The following is a 23992-nucleotide window of genomic DNA, read 5'->3' as shown; positions in this document are numbered from 1 at the left end:
AGGGCCCAGGTCAGAAGTTCACTGCCGGGTCTGCCATGCACGTCCTGTCCCGGAAACCCGGGAAAGCCGCAACGACAGGACCCAGCCGCCACGGACTGCAGCCGGATCCATCGTCCAGTTTACCGGGCCGGGCCTAACCTTGTCGAAACAGTCCGGGCGGACCCGCGGCCCGCTCCGGCGCCGGGCGTCAGCCCTGCAGCCGGTCCCGGATGGCGGCCATGCCGTCGAGGACCTCGGCGAAGCTGGTGCTCAGCGGCGACAACCCAACCCGGATCCCGTGCGGTGAGCGGAAGTCCGGAATGACGTCGCCGTCCCAGAGCGCTTCCACGGTGGCTTTGCTGAAGTCCGGGTGGTCCACGGTGATGTGGCCGCCCCGCTCCCCCGCGTCCCTGGGCGAAGCCAGTTCGGCACCCAGCGGGGCGAGCCAGGCGTCGAAGACATCGATGGCGAAGGCGGTCAGTGCCACGGACTTCGTCCGGATGGCAGCCATCGAGGCTTCCTCGATGAGGTCCAGGGTGCCTTGCATGGCGATCATGCCGAAGATGGCGGGGGTGCCGCTGAGGAAGCCGCGGATACCTGCCGCCGGTTCATAGCCGGCGGCCATCTCAAAAGCGTCCTTGCGGCCCATCCAACCCCAGATGGGCTGGTTGAGCGCCGGAAGGTGGCGGGCGTTGACGTACGCGAAGGCGGGTGAGCCCGGGCCGCCGTTGAGGTACTTGTAGGTGCAGCCGGCGGCGAAGTCCACGTCCGCGCCGTCCAGGCCGATCTCTACCGACCCCGCGGAGTGGCAAAGATCCCACACCACCAAGGCGCCGGCGTCGTGCACTGCCGCGGTGATTCCGGGCAGGTCAGCCAGGTGCCCTGAACGGTAGGCGATCTGGCTGAGGAGCACGACGGCGGTCCGCGGCCCGGTGGCCTGGCGCACCTGGTCAAGGGTCACCCCGGCTGCCGGATCGGGGTCGATCCACCGGAGGGTCAGCCCCTCTTCCAGGGCAATGCCCTCCACCAGGTAGCGGTCCGTGGGAAAGTTCCCGGTATCGAGCACAAGCTCGTTGCGGTCCGGGTCCGGCACGGCGGCCAGCGCGGCGCGGAGCAGCTTGTAGAGCACCACGGTGGTGGAATCGGCAATGATCGTTTGTCCCGGGGCCGCGCCCAGGACGGCGCGGCCCAGCTGGTCTCCGATGGCCTGCGGCATGGCGAGCCACTGTTCGTCCCAGCCGCGGATGAGCCGGCCGCCCCATTCGTTCCGGACGAAGGCGGCGACGTCGTCGGCGGTCCGTTTCAGGGGCCGGCCCAGGGAGTTGCCGTCAAGGTAGGACAGCGGGGTGTCCGTTCCGATGAAATGGTCCCGGTACGTTGCCAGCGGGTCTTGGCGGTCCAGCTCCGCCGCCCGGCGGTGGAGCGCCTCAGTGGTCACGCCGGTGGGGCCGTCCTGGTGGATGCTCATTGTCCGATCTCCGTCCTGACGGCAAATAGTTCCGGAAAGAATGTCAGCTCCAGCGCCTTCTGCAGGAAGGTGACCCCGCTGGAACCACCCGTGCCTGTCTTCATGCCGATGGTCCGCTGAACGGTGCGCAGGTGCCTGAACCGCCAGAGCTGGAAGTTGTCCTCCAGGTCCACCAGTTCCTCGCACGCCTCGTAAGCGGCCCAGTTCTCTGCCGCGTTTTCGTAGATGTGCTTGAAGAGCGGGACCAGGTCCGGGGTGAACTCATGGGCGCGCGTCACGTCCCGGTCCAGGACGGAAGCGGGCACGTCGAATCCGTGCCGGGACAGATAGGCGAGGAACTCGTCGTAGATGCTGGGGGCCGCAAGCAGTTCCGCCAGCATGGCGTGGGCCTCGGGATCGGATTCGAAGACCGGCAGCATCTTGCGGTTTTTGTTTCCCAGCACGAATTCGACCGCCCGGTATTGGGCGGACTGGAAGCCCGAGGAATTCCCCAGGAAGCCGCGGAACTGCGAATACTCGGTGGGGGTCAGGGTGGCCAGTACGGACCATTGTTCGGTGAGGGTCTTCTGGATGTGCTTGACCCGGGCAATGCCCTTCAGCGCCGAGCCGAGGTCGTCGGCCCGCAGCCAGGCGGCGGCGCTGCGCAGCTCGTGCAGGACCAGCTTCAGCCACAACTCGGTGGTCTGGTGCTGGATGATGAACAGCATCTCGTCGTGGTGTTCCGGCTCGCTGACCGGCTTTTGGGCACTAAGCAGCGTGGGCAACTGCAGGTAGGAGGCGTAGCTCATCCGCGAGCTGAAGTCGCGGACAATCCCTTCATCGAGCTTGCGGGTGTTCTTTTCGACGGACACGCACTGCCTTTCGTTGTCAGGGCCCCGGCAGTGCTGTCAGCGGGCGGCGAGGAGTTGATGGGCCTGCGCCACATCCAGCCGCATCTGTTCCACCAGGGCCTCAGGGCCACGATAGGCCACCATGCCCCGCAACCGTTCGACGAATTCCACGATCACTGTCTGGCCGTACAGATCGAAGTCCTCCACGGCTTCCTTGGGCCGGTCGATGACGTGTGCCTCGACTTGCCGGCTGACGCCGTCGAACGTGGGATTGGAGCCCACCGAAATCGCCGCCGGCCAGCGCGTTCCGGCCTGGTCCACCAGCCAGCCTGCGTAGATGCCGTCGGCCGGGATCAGTCCCGAGGCATTGGAGGCGAGGTTTGCGGTGGGGAAACCGAGCGCCCTGCCGCGGGCGGCACCGTGGACCACTTCGCCGCGCATCCGGTGGGCCCTGCCCAGCACCGCGGCAGCGGTGGCGACGTCGCCCTCCTGCAGCGCCTCGCGCACCCAGGTGGACGAGCAGCGCCGGTCGGTGGCTTCGTCGCCGTGCAGCGGGTAGCCCTCTGAGCCGAATTCGCTGATCACCTGGACATCGAAGCCGAACTTTTTGCCCAGCGCCTTCATGGTGTCCAGGTCACCGGAGTTGCCGCGGCCGAAGCGGGCATCGTGGCCGATGACAACGTGGCTCGCGTGCAGGCAGTCCACCAGGTACTGCTCCACGAATTCCTCGGCCGTCAGGCTGGCGAGGTCCAGGGAGTACTTGACCACGAGGACGGCGTCCAGGCCGAGCTCGCCCAGGGCCTCCAGCTTGTCCTCCAGGCCCATGATCAGTTCCGGCGCGGCCTCGGGGCGGTGGATCAGCGCAGGGTGGGGGTCGAAGGTGACGGCCACGGCCTTGGCGTGCGCGAGGCGGGCCGAGCGGATCAACTGGGAGAGCACCTGCTGGTGGCCGCGGTGAACGCCATCGAAATTGCCGAACGTGACAACGGATGGGCCGAAGTCCGCCGGGACATCGGACGGATCGTTCCAGATGTAGACCATCACCCTCGCCTTAAGCTGCCTGCAAAATCTGTGTCCCGGGGCCAGGCCGGCCGCGGAACTCTTCAAGGTTACCCGGATTCACTGCGCGGCCTTGGCCTGGGACGGGCGGCGGCGGTACAGCCACGCCAGCCCGAGGATGGGCAGCAGCAGCGGGATGAAGCCGTAGCCGCGGCCGAACAGCGACCAGACGGTCTCGTGCGGGAACTGCACGGAGTCCAGGACGCTCAGGGTCCCCACCACCAGGACACCCGCCAGTTCCACCAGGACGGCCGCTACGGAGACCTTGAACCAGGTGCTGCCTGCTTTGGCCAAGGAGACGGTGGCCACTACGTAGACCAGGGCGGCGAAGGCCGAGAGCAGGTAGGCCAGCGGGGCCTCGGAGAATTTGGTGAGGATCTGGTACCCGGCGCGGGCCGTGGCGGAGATCGCGAACACCCCATAGACCGCGATCAGCAGCCTGCCGGGCCCGGTATTGCGGGTGTTGCGGGCGGGTGCGTCCTCGGCCGGGCGGGCCTGCTGGTCTTTCATTTGTTTTGCTTCTTCCACTTCAGTACCAGATCTGGTTCATCCGCGCGGCCATCACCAGTGCGGTGACGCCGACGGCGGCCAGGACAAAGTTGCTCCACCGGGTCCGTTCCAGGATGGACCAGTACGCCGCTGCCGGGGGCAGGAGCATGGCGGTGGCCATGTAGCCCCAGAATTCCCAGGCTTCGCCTGCAATGCGTTCGCCGGCAATGACCCGCACGATGGAACCCACCAGGTAGACCACGAGGGCCAGTTCGACCGCGGCGACGGACAGGATGGTGACGTCGTTGGGCGCTTTCTTCAGGATTCCGGCACCGACGCAAAGCACCGTGGACACCAGGCCGACCACCAGGATGATCCAAAAATATGCATCCACGCCTATGCCTCCGCGGCGGCGGTCGCTGCCGGGCCGGTGCCGGGGGCGAAGACCAGCACCGGTTTGGCGTAGCTGCCCGCGTCGGCGAGAAGGGCCACCAAGGTGCCGTCGGGGGCGAAGGCTGCGGCCGGGTGTTCCGCCGTGGCGGCGCCCGCGGTACCTGTCGAGGCTCCGGAAGCGATCCGCCGGCCGAAGGAGATTTCCGTAGTCTCCTCCGCGGTCAGCTCACGGTTGGGCATCAGGGCCCGGGCGGCCTGTGACATTTCCAGGATGGTGAGTTCTTCGGCGAGCTCTTCAAGGGTCCGCGCCTGGTCCAGCGAGTAGGGGCCCACATGGGTCCTGCGGAGGGCGGTGAGGTGCCCGCCGGTGCCGAGGGCGTGGCCGAGGTCCCGGGCGAGGGCACGGATATATGTACCGGAGGAGCATTCAACCGTGACATCGAGGTCGATGACGTCCGCGTCCGGATCCCGCCTGACGGCATGGACCTCGAAGCGGTGAATGGTGACGGGGCGGGCGGCCAGCTTGACGTCCTCGCCGGAGCGCACCCGCGCATAGGCGCGTTCGCCGTTGACCTTGATCGCGCTGACGCTGCTGGGCACCTGCTCGATCCTGCCGGTGAGGGCTGCGACGCCGTCGTAAATTGCCTGCTCGCCCACCCCGGACGTGCCGGCCGTGGCGGTGACCTCCCCTTCGGCGTCGTCCGTCACGGTGGACTGGCCCAGCCGAATGGTGGCCGTATAGGTCTTGGAGGTGCCCACAATGTAGGTCAGCAGGCGGGTGGCCTTGTTGATGCCGAGGACAAGCACGCCGGTGGCCATGGGGTCGAGGGTGCCCGCATGCCCCACTTTCCGGGTACCTGCGAGGCGCCGCATCCGGCCAACCACGTCATGGCTGGTCCATCCCTGCGGCTTGTCCACTATCACCAGTCCAGAAAGCACGCCTCCCAGTATATCGGCGCAGGTTGGGGCGCCCGCACGCCAGGCGGAGGGCGGACGTGGACGGCTAGGATGGCTGGCATGCCCGAGCTTGCCGCCCACGTCCGCGACGTGCCCGTCAACCAGATCCGCGAGATCACCGAGGCCGCCTGGCGCACGCCGGACGCGCTGGTGCTGAGCATCGGCGAGCCCGGCTTCCCGCTCCCCCGCCACGTCCTGGACGCCGGCATCGCCTGCCTGGACCGCGATGAAACCAACTACACGCCCAACGCGGGGATCCCGGCCCTGCGGGAGGCGTTCGCGGCCAGGTTCCGCCAGGACCAGGGCGTCGATGTCGGGGCCGACCAGGTCTACGTGGTGTCCGGCGCGCAGCAGGGCCTGCACTTGGCCATGAGCCTGCTGCTCTCCCCGGGTGACGAGATCCTGATCCCCAACCCGGGCTATCCCACCTTTGCCATGACCAGCCGGCTGCTCAATGCCGTGCCCGTGCAGTACCCGCTGCACCCGGACCACAACTTCCAACCCCGGGTGGCCGACGTCGAGGCCCTCATTACCGGCCGCACCCGGGTGCTGGTGCTCAACTCACCGTCAAACCCGCTGGGGGCCGTGCTGGGCGAGGACCTGGTCCGGGACCTGATGGACCTGGCCCGCCGGCACGATCTCTGGGTCATCTCCGACGAGTGCTACGAGGCGTTCACCTACGATGTGCCGCACGTGAGCCCGGCACGGTTCGACGCCGGCTCCCCGGAGGGGGCCCGCGTGTTCGCCTCCCTGACGCTGTCGAAAACGTACGGCCTCACCGGACTGCGGATTGGCGCGCTCATCTGCCCGCCGGGCTTCAAGCAGAAAATGGACAACGTCATGGAGTCGATCGTGTCGTGTGTGGCGTCCGCCCCGCAGTATGCGGCGCTCGCCGCCCTGACCGGGCCGCAGGACTACGTCCGGCACGCACATCGGCATTACCGGGAGAACCGGGATGCCGCCTCGGCGGTACTGGCTGCCAAGGGGATCCGTTTCCTCCCGGCGCAGGGTGCGTTCTACCTGTGGGCCGATCTGTCCCACGCGACCGGCGGCGATGTGCGGGCCTGGGTGCGGCGCTTCCTGGCGGACGCCGGTGTGGCGTTGGCGCCGGGGACCGCATTCGGCTCCATTGGCGAGGGTTGGGTGCGGATCGCGTTGTGCGGCCGGAAGCAGGAACTCCTCGAGGGCGTGTCGCGGCTTCCTGCCGCGTCCCGGTAGCGGCGCCCGCAAGACCTGGCGGCCGGCGTCAGGTCTGCGCGCCGGCGAGTGCCCGGTCCAGCCAGGAACGCAGGACGTCCGCCGGTGCGGCGCCGGCTTGGCGGGCCACCACCTTGCCGTCCACGATCACCATCAGTGTCGGAATGGCTTGGACATCGAACCGCCGCGACAAACCAGGAGACGTGTCCACGTCCACCTTGACAAGCTTGATCTTTCCCGGCCGCTCCCGCGCCAGCTTGTCCAGGACGGGGCTGACCATCCGGCAGGGCCCGCACCATGCGGCCCAGAAGTCCACCAGCACCGGCACTGCCGATTGCTCGGCGACCACGGCAAAGTCCGCGTCGCCGGCAGACACAATCCACGGAAGGTCAGCCTTGCAGTTGCCGCAGCGCGGATGACCGGCTGCCCGGAGCGGCACCCGGTTGGTCTTTCCGCAGGCAGGGCAGGCGATGAGTGCGGTTTCCATGGCTAGTAGTCCTTCCTGCCGGCGAAGGCGCCCCACGCCTGGAAGGGGAGGTCCGACGTCGGGATGTCACCCCGGGTGACCGGCATCAGGTCCGGCCGGGTGCCGTTGAAGTAGTCGTAGAAGAGGGCGTCATCGAAGCCCGCAGCCGCCGCCCCGTGCCGGTCTGCGGCAAAGTAGACATGGCCGATCCTGGCCCACAGGGCCGAGGCCAGGCACATGGGGCACGGCTCGCAGCTTGCGTAGAGCACGGATCCGGTGAGGTCGAAGTTTGCCGTTGCCGCCGCCGCTGCCCTGATGGCCACGACCTCCGCGTGGGCGGTGGGATCGTTGTCCCGGGTGACGCGGTTGACACCGGCGTGGGCTTTCCCGTCGGGGGTCACCACCACGGCAGCGAACGGTCCCCCGCCCAGGCCGACGTTCCGCGTTGCCAGGTCCACTGCCTGCTCGAGGTACGTGGAGGGGATGCCGTGCTCGTCCGAGGTCATAGCACGATCCTAGCCACGTGGGCGCTGTTGGGGGATAGAAAGGGGGCAACGCAGGGGGGATTCCCCCAACGACTACCCGCTGGTAGGAGCCTACGCTTGCGCGCGGGGGAACATTTCGCCTCCTCGGAGGCTTCCTATCCAGCCCGTCAAGGGCCCCGCACCCGGAGATCCCAATGAAAAAAAGACTCGCACTCTTAGCCTGTATCGCGGCCACCGCCGCCGCCATGGCGTCCGCTGGCCCCGCCTCTGCATCCACCCGCACACACGACTACGATGTCCTTGCAGATGGACTCGTCTCTCCTCTGCACGTCGCTGCAGGGACCGAAAAATCGGTCCTGGTGTCCCAGGACTTTGCCGGAAAACTCACCCGCATCAGCAGGGACGGCGCCACGAAGGACCTGGCGACCGAGACGCCCCAGGGCTGGGAGGTGGCCGGCTCGGACACCCACGGCAGCACCACGTATTACCTTGAAAGTGTGGGCGCCGGCCAGGGAGACCCCGCCGCACTGCACGGATACCTCAAGTCGATCGACGCCAAGGGCGATGTGGACACCATCGCCAACTTTGCCGACTACGAACGGCGCCACAACCCGGACGGAGACCAGCGCTACGGGTTTGGCCGTGACGTCAGCGATCAGTGCCTGGCCGGTTGGCCCGCGTTCCCGCCGGCAAAGTACAAAGGCACGGTTGACTCCCACCCTTATGCCCTGGCGGTCAAGGATGACACCGCCTATGTGGCCGACGCAGGGATGAACGCCGTGCTCAAGGTGAACCTGAAGAACGGCGACATCGATACAATCGCCGTCCTGCCGCCACGGCCGGCCACCATTCCGGCGGGTTTGAAGATCCCTGTGGACATGGAGGGGAACACCATGACGGTTCCGGACTGCGTGGTAGGGCACAAGTACGCCTTCGAGCCCGTGCCTACCGATGTGGTGATCGGCCCGGACGGGATGCTGTATGTGACATCCCTGCCGGGCGGACCGGAAGGACCGGAGCTTGGTGCCCGCGGTGCGATTTTCAAGATCAACCCGTGGAACGGTGACACCGACCTCTGGGCGGACCACATCCTCAGCCCCACGGGCCTGGCGGTCGCCGGCAATGGTGATGTGTATGTGGCGTCCCTGTTCGGCGGCGAGATCCTGAAGTTCACGTGTGAGGGCAGCCGTTCCCAGTTCCTGGCTGTAAACATGCCCGCGGACGTCGACATCAGCGGAAACACGCTCTACGCCACGGCTGACGCGCTCGGGGATCCCTCGCAGCCGCCGTCCGGGAAGGTCATCAAAGCTGACCTGCACTAGGGATGCAGCACTGATGGGTTAAAAGCAGCAGGGCCCGGGATCAGCTCCCGGGCCCTGCTGGCGTCCTGCATGTTGCTGTCCGCGTCGACGTCGCCGTCGCTGCTGAGGCCGGTGTCTTACTTGTTGCTGTCCGCGTCGACGTCGCCGTCGCTGCTGAGGCCGGTGTCTTACTTGTTGCTGTCCTCGTCGACGTCGCCGTCGCTGCTGAGGTCGGTGTCCTCTTCGTCGAAGTCGTCTTCGTCGATGTCGACGTCGTCGGACTTGTAGGGGTCGGCGTCACCGGCGTGCTGCGCATTGGCGGCCAGCGCGGCCACTTCGGCGTCACGCTTGCGGGCTTCCCGCAGGAGTTCCTCGAGGTTCGAAGCGTTGACCGGGATCTGGTCTGCCACGAACTCCAGGGTGGGGGTCAACCGGACGGTGATGTTCCGGCCGACTTCCTGCCGCAGCACACCCTTGGCCTTTTCAAGCCCCTTGGCGGCGTCGGCCTGGACAGCCTCGTCACCGAAGACCGTGTAGTAAACAGTGGCGTGCTGCAGATCATTGGTCACCCGGGCGTCGGTAACAGTAATGCCCTCAAGCCGGGGATCCTTGGCCTTCCGGCCCAGAGCCTCAGCAACAACAACCTTAATCCGCTGCGCCAATTTGGCAGCACGTGCCGGATCAGCCATGAACAACTCCTAAAGAAGAAAAATTTGGGACGTACGACGGCGACGCCGCTACTTGGGCGATTACGTCGCCCCGGGTGGTGCGCGCCTTGGTAAGCCAGGGACGACGCCGTCGGGATCTTCCGGCGGCGCTTTGGAGCCGTGAAGGGGGCCCGGGAGTGGCATCGGGCCTGCCGGAGACGGGTGGCTGACGATCGCAGATCGTCGGCCACCCGTCGTAGGGGCGGGGCCCCCTTTACGGCGGAAAAGCGGGGGCCGCCGGGAGATCCCGACGGCCCCGAAACAGACAGCCTAGACGCGCGGCTTCTCGCGCATCTCGAAGGTCTCGATGATGTCGCCTTCGGTGATGTCGTTGTACGAGCCAAGACCGATACCACATTCGAAGTCCGTGCGGACCTCGGTGGCGTCGTCCTTGAACCGCTTGAGCGACTCGACCGTGAGGTTGTCACCAATGATCTTGCCGTCGCGGGTGACGCGTGCCTTGGCGTTGCGGCGGATGATGCCCGAGCGGACGATCGAGCCGGCGATGTTTCCGAACTTGGAGGAGCGGAACACTTCGCGGACCTCGGCGGTGCCAAGCTGGACTTCTTCGTACTCCGGCTTGAGCATGCCCTTGAGGGCTGCTTCGATGTCATCGATTGCTGCGTAGATGACGGAGTAGAAGCGCATGTCCACGCCTTCGCGGTCTGCCAGTTCGGCAACCCGCTCGGCGGGCTTGACGTTGAAGCCGATGATGACGGCGGAGTCGACCGTTGCCAGGTTGACGTCGTTCTGGGTGATGGCACCCACACCGCGGTGGATGACGCGCAGCTGCACGCCTTCGCCGACGTCGATCTTGAGCAGCGCGTCTTCGAGGGCTTCCACGGCACCGGACACGTCACCCTTGAGGATGAGGTTGAGGGTGTCGATCTTGCCTTCGGCGACGGCCTGGTCGAAGTCTTCCAGGCTGATCCGCTTGCGGCGCTTGGCCAGGGCGGCGTTGCGGTCGGCGGCTTCACGCTTCTCGGCGATCTGGCGGGCGGTGCGCTCGTCAGCGGTCACGAAGAAGGTGTCACCGGCGCGCGGGACGTTGGACAGACCCAGCACCTGCACGGGGCGGGACGGGCCTGCCTCGGTCAGGGCGCTGCCGTCGTCGTCGAACATCGCACGGACGCGGCCGTGGGCCGTGCCTGCCACGATGGTGTCGCCGACGCGCAGGGTGCCGGACTGCACCAGGACGGTGGCAACCGCACCGCGGCCCTTGTCCAGGTTGGCTTCGATCGCGATACCGCGGGCGTCCTTGTTCGGGTTGGCGCGCATGTCCAGGGCAGCGTCCGCGGTGAGCAGGACGGCCTCGAGCAGCTCGTCGATGTGGAGGTTCTGGCGGGCAGAAACTTCCACGAACATGGTGTCGCCACCGTATTCCTCGGGAACCAGTCCGTACTCGGTCAGCTGGCCGCGGACCTTTTCCGGGTTGGCGCCTTCCTTGTCGATCTTGTTCACTGCCACGACGATCGGTACGTTGGCCGCCTGGGCGTGGTTGAGCGCCTCAACGGTCTGGGGCATGACGCCGTCGTCCGCTGCGACCACCAGGATGGCGATGTCGGTGACCTTGGCACCTCGGGCACGCATGGCGGTGAACGCCTCGTGGCCCGGGGTATCGATGAAGGTGATCTTCCGGTCGTCGCCTTCGTGGTTGTGCGTGACCTGGTAGGCACCGATGTGCTGGGTGATGCCACCGTGTTCGCCCGCCATGACGTCGGACTTGCGGATGGCATCGAGCAGTCGGGTCTTACCGTGGTCGACGTGACCCATGACGGTGACTACAGGAGGACGTGCCTCAAGTTCCTCGTCGCCTTCGGCTTCGAGTTCGGCGTCAAAGTCGATGTCGAAGCTGGAGAGCAGCTCGCGTTCTTCGTCTTCCGGGGAGACGACCTGGAGCTTGTAGCCCAGTTCCTCGCCGAGGAGGGCGAAGGTGTCTTCGTCCAGGGACTGGGTGGCGGTAGCCATTTCACCAAGGTGGAACAGCACGGTCACCAGTGCAGCGGGGTTCGCCTCGATCTTGTCGGCGAAGTCCGTGATGGACGAGCCGCGGCGGAGCCGGATCACAGTGTTGCCGTCGCCGCGGGGTACGCTCACGCCACCCAGCGACGGGGCACTCATCTGCTCAAGTTCCTGGCGCTTGGCGCGCTTGGACTTGCGCTGCTTGCCACGGCCTGCGCCGCCCTTGCCGAAGGCACCCTGGGTGCCACCGCGGCCGCGGCCGCCCTTGCCGAACCCGCCACCGGCGGGAGCACCGCCGCCGCCACCGGGGCCACCGGTACCGGGAGCGCCGCCGGGGCGTCCGGGCCCGCGGCCGCCGCCGGGACGGCCGGCACCTGCGGGTGCGGGACGCTCGGTGCGGTTAGGCATCATGCCGGGAGTGGGACGGGGACCGCCGGGGCGCGGGGCGCCGGGACGGGGTCCACCGGCACCTGCCGCGGGACGGGGTCCACCGGCACCGGCTGCGGGGCGCGGACCACCGGGACGGGGTCCGCCTGCACCGGCTGCGGGACGGGGACCGCCGGGACGGTCGCCGTCGCGGCCGCCGCCCGGTCGGGGCATGCCCTGTGAGGTGGCGAACGGGTTGTTGCCCGGACGCGGAGCGCGTTCACCGTCTCCGCCGCGGCCACGGGGCATGCCCTGTGAGGTGGCGAAGGGGTTGTTGCCCGGGCGGGGACCGCCGGGCCGGGGGCTGGAGGCACCCGGCGTGGAACCACCCGGACGGGTGGAGGGAGCCGGGGTCTCTGCCTTCGGGGCAGGGCGGGCGCCGGGCTTGGCTCCCGTGGACGGAGCCGCGGGGGCGGCCGGCGCGGGGGTTTCAGCTGCAGGAGCTGCCGGGGCAGCCTGGGCAGGCGTTGCCGGTGCTTGTGCCGCGGGGGCCGGAGCCTTGGGCGCGGCCGGGCCGGGTGCGGGTGCCGAAGGACGTGATCCTGCTGCGGGTGCGGGCGCCTTGGGGGCGGCTGCGGGCGTCGCGGCAGGGGCTGCCGACTTGGCAGCGGCGTCGGGGAAGGCGTTGCGCAGTTTCCGCACAACGGGGGCCTCAATGGTGGATGAGGCGGAGCGAACGAATTCGCCCAGTTCCTGCAGTTTTGTCACTGCATCTTTGGAAGTTATACCGAGCTCTTTGGCGAGCTCATGTACGCGGACCTTGGCCACATTTCTCCTGTCTCGGTCCGCACCGAGCCAGGCACGAACCGTCTACTTCTTACTGCGGACCCCAGCCGCTGTTGATGCGAAGGGGCCCATTGCAGAGCGCAACAAAGTTGTCATCGTTACGCACTCATCGCTGGGAACTCATCGGGTTTCCATCAGATTTCTGACCCGCTTTCAGGTTGGACGGTTGGTGTTGCAGCCACCGGGGCGGCGTCAACGTTCGGACCTGACATGATCCAGTGTTCGACGGCGGCTGTTCCGGTCGCGCCCGGAAGGGCACGTCCGAATGCTCGCCGCTTGATCGCCAGAGCCAGGCACGATTGGCTGGGGTGCAGCCATGCACCCCGGCCAGACATCCGGCGTCGTTCATCCACCAGGACAGCGGTTGACCCGCTGCCTTCGGCGACGAGCCGGAGCAACTGCGACCGCAGGCCTTTCTTCCGGCATCCGATGCAGGTACGTTCGGGCTGACTCCCGGTGGAAAGCACTTCTGCCACGGTCATCGTCCTGACGTTCATTCTGCTGGCCCTCGAATACCCGCCTCCGGAGTCCCGGAAAACTGGCATGCACAGGGCACACGGCTGCCGGCCGTTAGGCGCGGTCTTATCTATTCTAGCCCCTTTGGGCCCTTCTGCCCGAAACCGGGTGGCTGCCGGAGTCCGGCAGCCACCCTGCCTTGAACGTTATTTGTCGCGGGGGGCCGCGGCGTCGGAGACGATGTCGATCCGCCAGCCCGTCAGCTTTGCCGCCAGTCGGGCGTTCTGGCCTTCCTTGCCGATGGCCAGGGACAACTGGTAGTCGGGGACCACCACCCGGGCGGACCGGGTTGCTTCGTCGGTAATGGTGACGGAATTCACGCGCGACGGCGAGAGGGCGCTGGCGATGAAGGTCGCCGGGTTCTCGCTGAAATCGACGATGTCGATCTTTTCGTCGTTGAGTTCGGTCATGACAGCCCGGACCCGCGATCCCATTTCCCCGATGCACGCGCCCTTGGCGTTGATCCCGGGAGTGTTCGCCTTCACGGCAATCTTGGTCCGGTGTCCGGCCTCGCGTGCCAGTGCCACGATTTCCACCGAGTGGTCGGCGATCTCGGGCACTTCGAGTTCGAAAAGCTTCCGGACCAGGCCCGGGTGCGAGCGGGACAGCGTGACCGACGGACCCTTGGTGCCGCGGTGGACGTCGATCACCAGGGCGCGCAGGCGGTTGCCGTGGATGTACTTTTCCCCGGGGACCTGCTCCGGCGGCGGCAGCAGCGCCTCCAGCGATCCGAGGTTGACCTGGATCATGTGCGGGTTGTTGCCCTGCTGGATGGTGCCGGACACCAGCTCGCCCTCGCGGCCCTTGAACTCGCCCAGGACGTTGTCATCCTCGACGTCGCGGAGCCGCTGCAGGATGATTTGGCGCGCGGTGCTGGCAGCGATCCGGCCGAACCCTTCGGGGGTGTGCTCGAATTCGCCGATCGGAGCGCCGTCGTCGTCAATTTCGACAGCCCAGATGGTCACGTGGCCGCTCTTGCGGTCCAGCTCGGCACGCGCTTTTTCGAAGGCGCCGGGCGACTTGTGGTAGGCCACCAGGAGCGCCTGCTCGATGGTGGGGATCAGGAGGTCCAGCGGGATTTCACGCTCACGCTCCAAAAGCCTCAGTGCGCTCATGTCAATATCCATCAGGCCTCCTCGGAAGGTCCATTGTGTTCAGGTTCCAGACCATCCCCGGAGAGGTGGCTGAATTCGATCTCGACTTTTCCGTTGCGGATCCTGTCGAAAGGAAGCTTTACGGGTTCGCCCTGCCGGGGCTTCATGCCCTTCTTGACGGCGACCTCGGGGACCAGGGTCACGCCGTCGTCGTCCACCGACTGGATGCGCCCGGTGACGTTCTCACCCTGGACCACGTTGACCTTGACCATCCGGCCACGGGCACGGTGCCAGTGGCGTGGTTCGGTCAGGGGACGCCCGACGCCGGGCGAGGACACCTCGAGGTCGTACGGGCGCGTGTCGGCGCTGGGGTCGTTGTCCAGGACGTCGGAGAGCACCTTCGAGATGTCGGCAATGACGTCCAGGCTGACACCGCCCGTTTCCTCCTGCGGGAGGTCCACCACGACGTTGACCACCCGGTGCGAGCCGGCGATGTTGATGGCCACGTCCTCAAGGTAGAGCCGGTTGGCCTGGACGGCGGGCTCCAAAAGAGCCCGGAGCCGGGCGGCTTCCGGGTTGTGGGCCGGTGCGGATCCGCTTCCCGTACCGGTGTGGTCTGGTGAAGCCGTGGCTTCTGCATTGCTCACGATGCCGGCCGCCCTCCCTATAGATGATGTGTGTTTACTAGCGTAGCTATTTTACCGGCCCAGTGGTGCACCGGGGTTCCCCCGCAGCGTGACACCATGGTCTGTTGTGAATGACCGCCGCCATGACAGCCACCCGAGCCTGCGTCCGTTCCGTGTTGCCGCCCTCGCCTTGGCGGCGCTGGTTGTCCTGAGCCTCGGTTTCGCCATGGTTCCCGCGGAAAAGCCCGCGCCGGCGGTTCCTTCCTTTTCGGAGCAGGCCCGGGCGGCGGCGCTCACGGACGCCCTGGAACTGCGGGCTGCGGGACAGGGCCTGACGGTCGAAGGTGCCGTGGATTCGACCACGGTGGACGCCGTTGTGACGTTGCTGACCATCCAGGCCAGGGCCCTCCAGTCCCCTTCCCCCGAAGCTGGCGCGCAGGGGTCGGGGTCCCCGTCGCCAGCCTCTGCCACCCCTGCCAAGGGGGCGGCAGAGGTGGTCCAGGCACTCGCCGCGAGCGGCCGCGTCCGCATCAGGGACGCAGGCGAGGCCGACGGCGGCTTGGCCCGCCTCCTGGCCGGGACCGGCACCGCCCAGCTGCTCGCGGCCGGGAGGCTCGCTGCGGCGGCCGGGCTGCCGGCGCCGCAGGGAACGGCACCATTACCCGACGCGGATGCTTCCGGGGCTGCCGCCAGCGCGTCACCCTGCGTGGCGCCACCTGCCACTGCGGCCGCGCCGGAGTCCACCGGGTCCGGCGCTCCTGCCGGCGCGCGCCAGGCCTTGGCAGCCGTAACTGTCGCCGAGCAGCAGGCCATCTATGCCTACCAGGCGGCCCTCCCCCGCCTCGCACTGGCGGAGGCGGGCCCTGCGTCTGAATTCCTGGGCCAGCACAAAGGCCTTGCCGCGTCCGCGGAAGCACGCTTCCGGCGTGCCTGCGGAGTACCCGTGCCGCAGCAGCCGGGCTTTATCCTCGATGGCGGCTTCCTGGCCGCACCTGTGGCGGGGCTGGGCCGGATCGAAGCGTCAACCTTGGCGGCCTACGGCGATGCCGTGGCACTGACCCAAGGCCAGGACCGGGCCTGGGCGCTGGGGGCGCTGGAGTCCACGGCGGTCCGGGCCGCGCGGTGGGGCGCAGACCCGGGACCGGTCCCAGGCCTCATCCTGGACGTGGGGCAACTGCCTGCGCTTCGTGGCGGCGAATCCGCCACGGCATCCCCCACACCATCCTGACCGCAAACTGTGCCCCGTTGACTCCCAAAGGCGCCGGCTCGCAGGGGACCACGCCGGAGGGGTGGCACCGGGGCGTCCGGGGTGGTTTGCTGAAGGCATGAACGCGGACGAACCGGCCGACGCCCGGGGCACCACCCCGGAAACCCCGGAGCTGAACCGCCACCGTGAGACCGAACCCCACGGCGACGATACAGCCCACCGGCTGAACTGGCTGCGTGCCGGTGTCCTGGGCGCCAACGACGGCATCGTCTCCGTGGCGGCGATCGTGGTGGGCGTGGCAGGTGCCACCGCCGCGTCCGGCCCCATCCTCACGGCGGGTGTCGCCGGCGTGGTGGGCGGTGCGGTGTCCATGGCGTTGGGCGAGTACGTTTCCGTGAGCAGCCAAAGTGACAGCCAGCGGGCCCTCATCGAGAAGGAACGCCGGGAACTGGCGGAAGAACCGGACGCGGAACTGGCCGAGTTGACCGCCATCTACCAGGCCAAGGGCTTGACCCCCGAGACTGCAGCCAAGGTGGCCCGGGAACTTACGGCCCATGATGTCCTGGCAGCACACTTGTCCGCGGAACTGAACATTGACGAAACGGATATCGTCAGTCCCTGGCACGCGGCGTTCGCCTCGGCGCTCGCCTTTACCATCGGCGCCATCCTGCCCATGCTGGCTATTCTCCTTCCGCCGCCGGAGCTCCGGATCCCGTTGACGTTCGTGTCGGTTTTGGTGGCCCTGGCGTTGACGGGAGCCCTGGGGGCATGGATTGGCGGGGGGTCAAGAACCAAGGCGGCCGTCCGGGTGGTGGTGGGCGGGGCCCTGGCGCTGGCTGCGACGTTCCTCATCGGCAACCTGCTCGGCGCCTCGGGCGTTGTCTGATCCGGTGACCAGGGCGCAGGCAGTCTCCATCCCTCCGGACCTCGAGTCCCGGTACGCACGCACCAGCGCCGGCCGGGCCTGGATCGGCGCCTTGACCGGGCTGCTGGAGGACCGCTTGGCGCAGTGGCACCTTGAGGTCGACCTGGCCCCCGCCAGCCTCCCCTGGAGCGGGCACGGCGGCATGGTGGTCCCGGTCCGGCAGGAGGACGGCTGCCCTGCGGCGCTCAAGATCGCTTTTCCCCACGACGAGGCCATGGTGGAGCGCCATGCGCTGGCGCTTTGGAACGGGCTGGGTGCCGTGACCCTGCTGGCCTCGGACACCGGGTCATGCGCCATGCTCCTGGAACGCCTTGACGCCGGGCGGTCGCTGGCTGCCCTGCCGGTGGACGACGCCGTCCCGTTGTGGGGTGCCTTGGTCCGGCAGTTGGGGCTGGTCCCGGATGAGCGCCCGCAGTGGCTGGAGTTCGGCCACATTGCAGCGCGGGCGGAGCAGTGGAGCGACGACTTTCCCGCGGATTGGGAGCAGCTTGGACGGCCTTTTCCCCGCTGGCTGCTGGAAGCCGCCCTGGAAGTGTGCCAGACCCGCGGCGTGGTCGGGCGGAGGTCTGCCCGGGACCTGCTGGTCCACACAGACCTGCATTTCCTGAATGTCCTGGCCCGTCCCGGGACTGCGGCACCGGATGGGCCACACGGGCGGGACGGTTACGCGGCCATCGACCCGCAGCCAATGATCGGCGAGCCGGAATTCGCCGTCGCGCCCCTGCTGTGGAACCGCCTGGCGGACCTGCCGGCAAAAGATGCCGGCCGCGGCCTGCTCCGGCGGTGCCACGACTTCAGCACGGCCGCCGGCCTCGACCCGGACGCGGCCCGGCAATGGGGCATCGCCAGGGAGGTGGACAACGCGCTGTGGTACGCCGCGCACGGGCACGACGGCGACCTGGCCCGGTCGCTCTGGGTTGCCAGCACGCTGGCCGGGGGCACCCTGGAGGGCTTGCCGCACCCCCATGCCCTGCCGGAGCCGGGCCAGGGCGGATAGGAGCCGGCAGCCGGCCGGAACGTCCCGCCCCGGAGATGGTCACGAAGTCCGCACGGCGGCCAGGGCTGAGCGGACAGCTTCCACGGCGGTGGCGACGTCCCCACCGCCGGTATGCCAGTTGCTCACGGAGACGCGGAGGATGTCGCGGTCCTGCCAACGCGAACCGGACATCCATACTTTCCCGTCCTCGATGATGCGGGCCGTCACCGCACGGGTGGTCTCGTCGTCTCCGAACGCGATGCACACCTGGGTGTAGCCGACGTCATTGAGGACCTCCACGCCGTCCAGCGCTGCCAGGCCGTCGGCGATCGCGGCGGCAGCAGCCGCCAGCGCGGCCACCTGGGCTGCGACCCCATCGCGGCCCAGGCTTTTCAGGGCTGCCCAGACCGGCACTCCGCGGGCGCGCCGCGACAACTCCGGGACCTTCTCGAACGGGTCCCCCGGGCCTTCGGCGTCGTGCACGAGGTAACTGGCGTGCAGGCCCATGGCTGCCCGGAGCGCCGCGGCGTCCCGGACAATCGCAATGCCGCAGTCATAGGGCACGTTCAGGGTCTTGTGGGCATCGGTGCCCCACGAGTCCGCTTCCTCGAAGCCTGCGGTGAGGTGCCGCAGCTCCGGCGCGGCAGCCGCCCACAATCCGAACGCACCATCGATGTGCACCCACGCCCCGTGCTTGCGCGCGACGGCGATGGCGTCCGCAAACGGGTCGAAGGCGCCGGAGTGCAGGTTCCCGGCCTGGAGGCACACCAGGGCGGGTCCCGTGCCGGACGCGAGGGCGGCATCCAGCGCGGCAGGGACCAGGCGCCCTTGACCGTCGGCGTCCACCGCCGTCGGCTGTCCCAGCCCAAGGTACCGCAGGCCGAGGTCCACGGTGTCGTGGCGCTCCTTGCCCACGAAGCAGCGGATCCGGGGTGCGCCGGACAGCCCGTCGCGGTCCAGGTCCCAGCCTGCGCCGGTCAGCAGCCGCCACCGGGCGGCAGCCATGCCAGTGAAATTCGCCATGGTGGCGCCGGTGACGAACCCGACGTCCGCGGCGCCGGGCAACCCCAACAAGTCCAGCAGCCAGGTGCCGGCGGCTTCCTCTATGGCAGCCGTGGCCGGAGTGGCATAGCGCAGGCCGGCATTCTGGTCCCAGGCGCTGACCAGCCAGTCCGAGGCAAGGGCAGCGGGAAGGGTGCCGCCGATCACCCAGCCGAAAAACCGGCCCGAGGGCATGGCCATGAGTCCGGGTTCGGCCGCGGCGGCAAGCAGGTCGATGACCTCTGCTGCCGGCATGCCGGCGTCCGGGAGCGGCCCGCCAAAGGCTGCGGCAAGCTCGGACGCGGGCAGGCTGGGCCCCACAGGCCGGATTGGAAGGCTGGCCAGCCAGGCTTGGGTGTGCCTCGCCGCGGCCGCGAGTGCCGGTGCGTACTCGTCATCCCCGGGTGCCATACCTGCATGCTACGCCCGGGCGGGTTCCGCCACGAGGAGCAGTTTTGCGCACCGGTCAGGCGAAGTTGTCCTCCCAGACGTCGTAGCCGAGCTTGACGATCAGCGCGGCGACAACCACCAGGAAGACCACCCGGACAAACTTGCTGCCCTGGTTCACAGCGGTGCGGGCGCCAAGGTAGCCGCCGGCCATGTTGGCTGCCCCGAGCAGCAGGCCGAGGCCCCACAGGATGGACCCGTGCGGCAGGAAGAACAGCAGCGCACCGGCGTTGGTGGCCATGTTCACGATCTTGGCTTTGGCGCTGGCCTCCAGGAACGCGTAGCCCATGGCGGACACCAGGGCGATGACCAGGAAGGACCCCGTCCCGGGACCGATGAGTCCGTCGTAGAAGCCGATCACGGCACCGATGAGGCAGGCGACGACGTAGTGCTTGTGGCCGTCGTGCCGCAGCGCCGTCAGGTCGCCCACAGTGGGCTTCAGCGCGGTGAAGAGCGCGACGGCGACCAGCGCCACCACGATGATCGGCTTGAACACCCCGGCGGGCAGGGAAGCGGCCAGGCTGGCGCCGCCAAAACTGCCCGCCAAGGCAATGGCTGCCATGGGAACGGCGGTCCGAAGGTCTGGTCCCACCCGCCGGTAGTACGTCGCTGCACTCGTGGCGGTTCCGAAGATGGAGCCCATCTTGTTGGTGGCCAATGCCTGCACCGGCGCGATGCCGGGAACCAACAGCAGCGCCGGAAGCTGGATGAGGCCTCCCCCGCCCACTACCGCATCAACCCAGCCGGCCGCGAACCCAGCTACCACGATCAGGATGATGGTGGTGAGCTGGATCGATTCGAAGCCGGAGATCACCGGTTGCGGACGGCGTTGACCACGTAGTCGACGGCCTTGTCCACTGCAACGTTCTCGGCCTCGCCGCTGCGGCGGTCCTTGATCTCCACCACGCCGTCCACCAGTCCGCGGCCTACGGCCAGGATGGTGGGCACGCCCACAAGCTCGGCATCGCCAAACTTCACGCCGGGCGAGACTTTGGGGCGGTCGTCGTAGATCACGGAGAGGCCGGCCTCTTCGAGTTCTGCGGACAACTTTTCCGCTGCCTGGAAGATTTCGTCCCCGCGGCCCACGGCCACGACGTGGACGTCGGCCGGAGCCACCGTGCGGGGCCAGACCAGGCCGCGCTCGTCATGGTTGGCTTCGGCAAGCGCGGCAACGGCACGGGTGACGCCGACGCCGTAGGAGCCCATGGTGACCACCACCTGCTTGCCATTCTGGTCCAGGACCTTGAGGTCAAGGGCTTCGGCATACTTGCGGCCGAGCTGGAAGATGTGGCCCATCTCGATGCCGCGGGCCGTCTCCAGGGGGCCGGAACCGTCAGGTGAGGGGTCCCCTGCGCGGACTTCGGTGCACTCGATGACGCCGTCCCAGGTGAAGTCGCGTCCGGCCACCAGGCCGAAGACGTGCTTGCCTGCCTGGTTGGCACCGGTAATCCACGTTGTTCCGCTGACCACGCGCGGGTCCACCAGGTACAGCAGCTTGGTGGCACTCTCGGTGCCCAGGAGCGGCTGGTCGAGCGACAGGCCGGGGCCCAGGTAGCCCTTGACGATCAGGGGCTGCTTCTTGAGGTCTTCCTCGCCGGCCTGCTCGAGGCCGATCTCGCCCGCGATCGGCAGGAACGCACCAATGTTGGCTTCCACGCGCTTGAGGTCCACGGCGCGGTCGCCGGGAACGCCGATGACCACCAGCTGCCGCTCGCCGGTGGGCAGCGTCACGGCGAGGACCACATTCTTCAGCGTGTCAGAGGCGCTCCAGGCGCCGCCGTCGGCCTCTGCCCGCGGGGCAATCTGGTTCGAAGCCGCCACCAGCGTCTCGATGGTGGGCGTATCCGGGGTGTCCAGGACTTCGGCGGCCGGGGCGTTGCTGAAGTCGATCTCGTCGGGAACCACGGTGGTGACGGCCTCGACGTTGGCTGCATACCCGCCGGCGGAACGGACGAAAGTGTCCTCCCCGATTTCGGTGGGGAACAGGAATTCCTCGCTCCTGGACCCGCCCATGGCACCGGCGGTGGCTGCCACCGGAACCACCTCGAGGCCCAGGCGTTCGAAGATCTTCAGGTAGGCGCCCCGGTGGGCTGCGTAGCTGGCATCCAGGCCGGCGTCGTCGACGTCGAAGGAGTAGGAGTCCTTCATGATGAACTCACGGCCGCGCAGGAGGCCCGCACGCGGGCGTGCTTCATCGCGGTACTTGTTCTGGATCTGGTACAGGCTCAGCGGGAGGTCCTTGTAGGAGGAATACAGGTCCTTGACCAGGAGCGTGAACATTTCCTCGTGCGTGGGAGCCAGCAGGTAGTCGGCGCCTTTGCGGTCCTGGAGCCGGAACAGGCCCTCACCGTATTCGGTCCACCGGTTGGTGGCCTCGTACGGTTCGCGCGGGAGGAGTGCCGGGAAGTGCACTTCCTGGGCGCCGATGGCGGCCATTTCCTGGCGGATGATCTCCTCGACCTTGCGCAGGACGCTCAGCCCCAGCGGAAGCCACGTGTAGATTCCGGGAGCCGCGCGGCGGATGTAGCCGGCGCGGACCAACAGTTTGTGGCTGGCAACCTCGGCATCGACGGGGTCTTCGCGCAGCGTGCGCAGGAAAAGCTGGGACAGTCGTAGGACCACGGGTGGTATCCGTTTCTGGGGAAGTGCTGGGTCAGCAGGGCCGGACAATTCGTCTGGGTACTAATCTACCGGCACACGCCCTGCGGCACTGACTGGAGGGGCAGCCCGCCCGGGCCGGGAAGCCCGCTGCGCCGGGAAACAGTAGGGCCACGCCCGGAAAATACAAAGCCCCTGGCCCCCCAGTGAGGCTGGTCATCGCATCCGGGCGTGGCCCAACGCCGTTATCGCCTAAGTACTGGTGAGGACTGGTGAGACCGCCCACCCCACTTCCAGCGCAGCTAGATTGAACCTATGTGATGGTGAACACGTTTGACAAGTGTTTCTGCGCCGGAGGATTCCCTTGCCCCCTCGGCCACCCCGGCCTACATTTAATTCACCAGGTGATGAATTCCCCGGCGGATCCGTCAGGGGAAGCCCTGCGCGGCGACGGAGGCGTTATGACCCACCCGGAAGCACCCCTGGCGGAGGTCCGCCGGCAGGCCATCCCGGCCGTCGCGGCGTCCTCACTGACCGTGAAACTGGGACGGCGTACCGTGCTGGCCGGGCTGAACTTCAGCATTCCAGCAGGACGCATCACCGGTCTGCTGGGACCCTCCGGAAGCGGCAAGACCACGCTCATGCGCACCATCGTGGGAGCGCAGCGCATAGCCGGCGGCACCGTCGAGGTGCTGGGCCTGCCGGCGGGCAGTGCCACCTTGCGGCGGCAGGTTGGGTACGTCACCCAGTCCCCCAGTGTCTATCCGGACCTGACCGTCGAAGCGAACGTCCGCTATTTCGGTGCCATGCACCGGAAAGGGAAAGCCGACGTGGCCGAGGCGGTTGCCGCCGTCGGCCTCGAAGCCCTGGCACGCCGCAAGACCGCCGACCTCTCCGGCGGCCAGGTCAACCGCGTCTCCCTGGCCTGCGCACTGGTGGCCCACCCCCGCCTTTTGGTGCTGGACGAGCCCACCGTCGGCCTGGACCCTGTCCTCCGGGCCGACCTGTGGGAACGGTTTCGGGCCATGGCGCGGGCCGGGACCACCCTCCTGGTCTCCAGCCACGTCATGGAGGAGGCCAGCCGCTGCGACACGCTGCTGCTGTTGCGGGAGGGCCGGCTCCTCGCCCAACTCACGCCGGACGAGCTCAGCAGGCGCGGGCACAGCAGCAACCTGGAACAGGCCTTCCTGGCCATCATCCGGAACGCGGACCACGCCGGGACAGGCGATGAACCGGAAGCCGTGGCATCGTCCCGCCCGGAGGGGACGGTGCACTGATGGACATCCTGATGATGCTCGCCACCACCCGCCGGGTGCTCAGCCAGCTCCGCCACGACCACCGCAGCATCGCCCTGATCCTGGTGGTGCCGGCGCTGCTGTTCACGGCGGTGTACTTCCTCTATGAGAATGAGGTGCTGCCGCCGGGTGTTCCCCGGACGTTCGACCGGGTTGGCCTGATGATGCTGGCCATCTTTCCGTTCGTGGTGATGTTCCTGGTCACGTCCATCACCATGCTGCGGGAACGCACGTCCGGGACCTTGGAGCGGCTGCTCACCACGCCGGTGCACAAGGCGGACCTGTTGTTCGGGTACGGCGTGGCTTTCTCCCTGATGGCCGCACTCCAGTCACTGGTGGCTACAGCGGTGGCCTACTGGATTTTTGGCCTGGACATCGCCGGCGCCCCCGGCTACGTGGTGCTGATCGCGGTGATCAACGCGGTCCTGGGCGTCGCGCTGGGCCTGTTCTGTTCGGCCTTTGCCAGGACCGAATTCCAGGCCGTCCAGTTCATGCCGGTAGTGGTGGTGCCGCAAATCCTGCTGTGTGGACTGTTCGTTGCCCGGGACCGGATGAATGACGTACTGGAAGCCATCTCCAACGTGCTCCCCCTGACGTACTCGGTGGACGCCCTCCAAGAGGTCGCCGCCCATACTGAGGCAACCAGCCGGTTGTGGCAGGACGCGGCGGCCATGGCCGGCATCTCGCTCGGCGTGCTGGTGCTTGCCGCGTTGACGCTCCGCCGGCGGACAGCGTGACCTTTCCCGGGCCAGCGGATCCGGG

Annotated in this window: 23 protein-coding genes; 7 read left to right on the top strand and 16 right to left on the bottom strand. The window is 67.9% G+C overall.

Annotation, left to right across the window (positions count from 1 at the left end):
• Positions 1 to 187: 187 nt before the first annotated feature.
• From C563_RS0118105 to truB, 6 genes are all read right to left on the bottom strand, one after another.
• Complete coding sequence (locus C563_RS0118105) at positions 188 to 1447, bottom strand: kynureninase (RefSeq protein ID WP_018763488.1); 1260 nt, start codon at positions 1445 to 1447, stop codon at positions 188 to 190.
• Positions 1444 to 2298, bottom strand: a complete 855-nt coding sequence (gene kynA, locus C563_RS0118100; RefSeq protein WP_018763487.1) for a tryptophan 2,3-dioxygenase — start codon at positions 2296 to 2298, stop codon at positions 1444 to 1446. Before kynA ends, C563_RS0118105 begins: the two co-directional genes overlap by 4 nt.
• Positions 2299 to 2334: 36 nt before the next feature.
• Positions 2335 to 3318, bottom strand: a complete 984-nt coding sequence (locus C563_RS0118095) for a bifunctional riboflavin kinase/FAD synthetase (RefSeq protein WP_018763486.1) — start codon at positions 3316 to 3318, stop codon at positions 2335 to 2337.
• 78 nt (positions 3319 to 3396) lie between these two features.
• A complete protein-coding gene (locus C563_RS0118090; protein ID WP_018763485.1) occupies positions 3397 to 3846 on the bottom strand; it encodes a hypothetical protein in 450 nt (149 codons plus the stop codon).
• Positions 3847 to 3865: 19 nt separating this feature from the next.
• Positions 3866 to 4219, bottom strand: coding sequence for a hypothetical protein (locus C563_RS0118085; protein WP_018763484.1), 354 nt, complete (start codon positions 4217 to 4219; stop codon positions 3866 to 3868).
• Between the two features lie 2 nt (positions 4220 to 4221).
• On the bottom strand, positions 4222 to 5157 hold the full coding sequence (gene truB / locus C563_RS0118080) for a tRNA pseudouridine(55) synthase TruB (protein ID WP_026265070.1): 936 nt from the start codon (positions 5155 to 5157) through the stop codon (positions 4222 to 4224).
• Between the two features lie 78 nt (positions 5158 to 5235).
• On the opposite strand from truB, the gene C563_RS0118075 reads away from it, so the two are divergent.
• A complete protein-coding gene (locus tag C563_RS0118075; RefSeq protein WP_018763482.1) occupies positions 5236 to 6393 on the top strand; it encodes a pyridoxal phosphate-dependent aminotransferase in 1158 nt (385 codons plus the stop codon).
• Between the two features lie 28 nt (positions 6394 to 6421).
• Here C563_RS0118075 and trxA read toward each other — a convergent pair whose 3' ends face one another.
• Together trxA and C563_RS0118065 are read right to left on the bottom strand one after the other, a co-directional pair.
• Positions 6422 to 6859 (bottom strand): thioredoxin, encoded by a 438-nt coding sequence (gene trxA, locus C563_RS0118070; RefSeq protein ID WP_018763481.1) that lies wholly within the window; start codon positions 6857 to 6859, stop codon positions 6422 to 6424.
• Between the two features lie 2 nt (positions 6860 to 6861).
• Positions 6862 to 7344, bottom strand: a complete 483-nt coding sequence (locus C563_RS0118065; RefSeq protein WP_018763480.1) for a nucleoside deaminase — start codon at positions 7342 to 7344, stop codon at positions 6862 to 6864.
• A gap of 173 nt (positions 7345 to 7517) precedes the next feature.
• Between C563_RS0118065 and C563_RS0118060 the strand changes: the two genes are divergently transcribed.
• Positions 7518 to 8645, top strand: coding sequence for a ScyD/ScyE family protein (locus C563_RS0118060; RefSeq protein ID WP_018763479.1), 1128 nt, complete (start codon positions 7518 to 7520; stop codon positions 8643 to 8645).
• A 167-nt stretch (positions 8646 to 8812) separates the two neighbouring features.
• Here C563_RS0118060 and rbfA read toward each other — a convergent pair whose 3' ends face one another.
• The 5 genes from rbfA to rimP all read right to left on the bottom strand — a co-directional run bounded on the left by rbfA (position 8813) and on the right by rimP (position 14762).
• Positions 8813 to 9313, bottom strand: a complete 501-nt coding sequence (gene rbfA / locus C563_RS0118055; RefSeq protein ID WP_018763478.1) for a 30S ribosome-binding factor RbfA — start codon at positions 9311 to 9313, stop codon at positions 8813 to 8815.
• 288 nt (positions 9314 to 9601) lie between these two features.
• A complete protein-coding gene (gene infB, locus C563_RS0118050; protein ID WP_018763477.1) occupies positions 9602 to 12487 on the bottom strand; it encodes a translation initiation factor IF-2 in 2886 nt (961 codons plus the stop codon).
• Between the two features lie 152 nt (positions 12488 to 12639).
• Positions 12640 to 12987, bottom strand: a complete 348-nt coding sequence (locus C563_RS0118045) for a YlxR family protein (RefSeq protein ID WP_018763476.1) — start codon at positions 12985 to 12987, stop codon at positions 12640 to 12642.
• Between the two features lie 180 nt (positions 12988 to 13167).
• The gene (gene nusA / locus C563_RS0118040; RefSeq protein WP_018763475.1) at positions 13168 to 14148 is read right to left on the bottom strand and encodes a transcription termination factor NusA; all 981 of its coding nucleotides are present in this window, start codon (positions 14146 to 14148) and stop codon (positions 13168 to 13170) included.
• Complete coding sequence (rimP, locus tag C563_RS0118035; protein ID WP_018763474.1) at positions 14148 to 14762, bottom strand: ribosome maturation factor RimP; 615 nt, start codon at positions 14760 to 14762, stop codon at positions 14148 to 14150. The genes nusA and rimP overlap by 1 nt, the downstream gene beginning before the upstream one ends.
• A gap of 106 nt (positions 14763 to 14868) precedes the next feature.
• Between rimP and C563_RS0118030 the strand changes: the two genes are divergently transcribed.
• From C563_RS0118030 to C563_RS0118020, 3 genes are all read left to right on the top strand, one after another.
• Positions 14869 to 15969, top strand: coding sequence for a DUF4439 domain-containing protein (locus tag C563_RS0118030; RefSeq protein ID WP_018763473.1), 1101 nt, complete (start codon positions 14869 to 14871; stop codon positions 15967 to 15969).
• Between the two features lie 97 nt (positions 15970 to 16066).
• Positions 16067 to 16834, top strand: coding sequence for a VIT1/CCC1 transporter family protein (locus tag C563_RS0118025; RefSeq protein ID WP_018763472.1), 768 nt, complete (start codon positions 16067 to 16069; stop codon positions 16832 to 16834).
• Positions 16835 to 16838: 4 nt separating this feature from the next.
• On the top strand, positions 16839 to 17870 hold the full coding sequence (locus tag C563_RS0118020) for an aminoglycoside phosphotransferase family protein (protein ID WP_018763471.1): 1032 nt from the start codon (positions 16839 to 16841) through the stop codon (positions 17868 to 17870).
• A 39-nt stretch (positions 17871 to 17909) separates the two neighbouring features.
• On the opposite strand, the gene C563_RS0118015 is transcribed toward C563_RS0118020, so the two are convergent.
• Genes C563_RS0118015 through C563_RS0118005 form a run of 3 tightly spaced genes read right to left on the bottom strand, consistent with a single transcriptional unit; the run spans position 17910 to position 21959 of the window.
• Positions 17910 to 19301, bottom strand: coding sequence for a pyridoxal phosphate-dependent decarboxylase family protein (locus tag C563_RS0118015; protein ID WP_018763470.1), 1392 nt, complete (start codon positions 19299 to 19301; stop codon positions 17910 to 17912).
• Between the two features lie 55 nt (positions 19302 to 19356).
• Complete coding sequence (locus tag C563_RS0118010) at positions 19357 to 20151, bottom strand: sulfite exporter TauE/SafE family protein (RefSeq protein ID WP_018763469.1); 795 nt, start codon at positions 20149 to 20151, stop codon at positions 19357 to 19359.
• The gene (locus C563_RS0118005; protein ID WP_018763468.1) at positions 20148 to 21959 is read right to left on the bottom strand and encodes a proline--tRNA ligase; all 1812 of its coding nucleotides are present in this window, start codon (positions 21957 to 21959) and stop codon (positions 20148 to 20150) included. Before C563_RS0118005 ends, C563_RS0118010 begins: the two co-directional genes overlap by 4 nt.
• A 437-nt stretch (positions 21960 to 22396) precedes the next feature.
• Between C563_RS0118005 and C563_RS0118000 the strand changes: the two genes are divergently transcribed.
• Both C563_RS0118000 and C563_RS0117995 read left to right on the top strand, forming a co-directional pair.
• On the top strand, positions 22397 to 23212 hold the full coding sequence (locus C563_RS0118000) for an ABC transporter ATP-binding protein (protein ID WP_018763467.1): 816 nt from the start codon (positions 22397 to 22399) through the stop codon (positions 23210 to 23212).
• Positions 23212 to 23967: an ABC transporter permease gene (locus tag C563_RS0117995; RefSeq protein WP_018763466.1), complete on the top strand. Its 756-nt coding sequence runs from the start codon at positions 23212 to 23214 to the stop codon at positions 23965 to 23967. Before C563_RS0118000 ends, C563_RS0117995 begins: the two co-directional genes overlap by 1 nt.
• Positions 23968 to 23992: the final 25 nt, after the last annotated feature.

The sequence above is a fragment of the Arthrobacter sp. 135MFCol5.1 genome, assembly GCF_000374865.1.
GTDB lineage: Bacteria > Actinomycetota > Actinomycetes > Actinomycetales > Micrococcaceae > Arthrobacter.
This window is presented reverse-complemented; position numbering and strand designations above follow the sequence as displayed.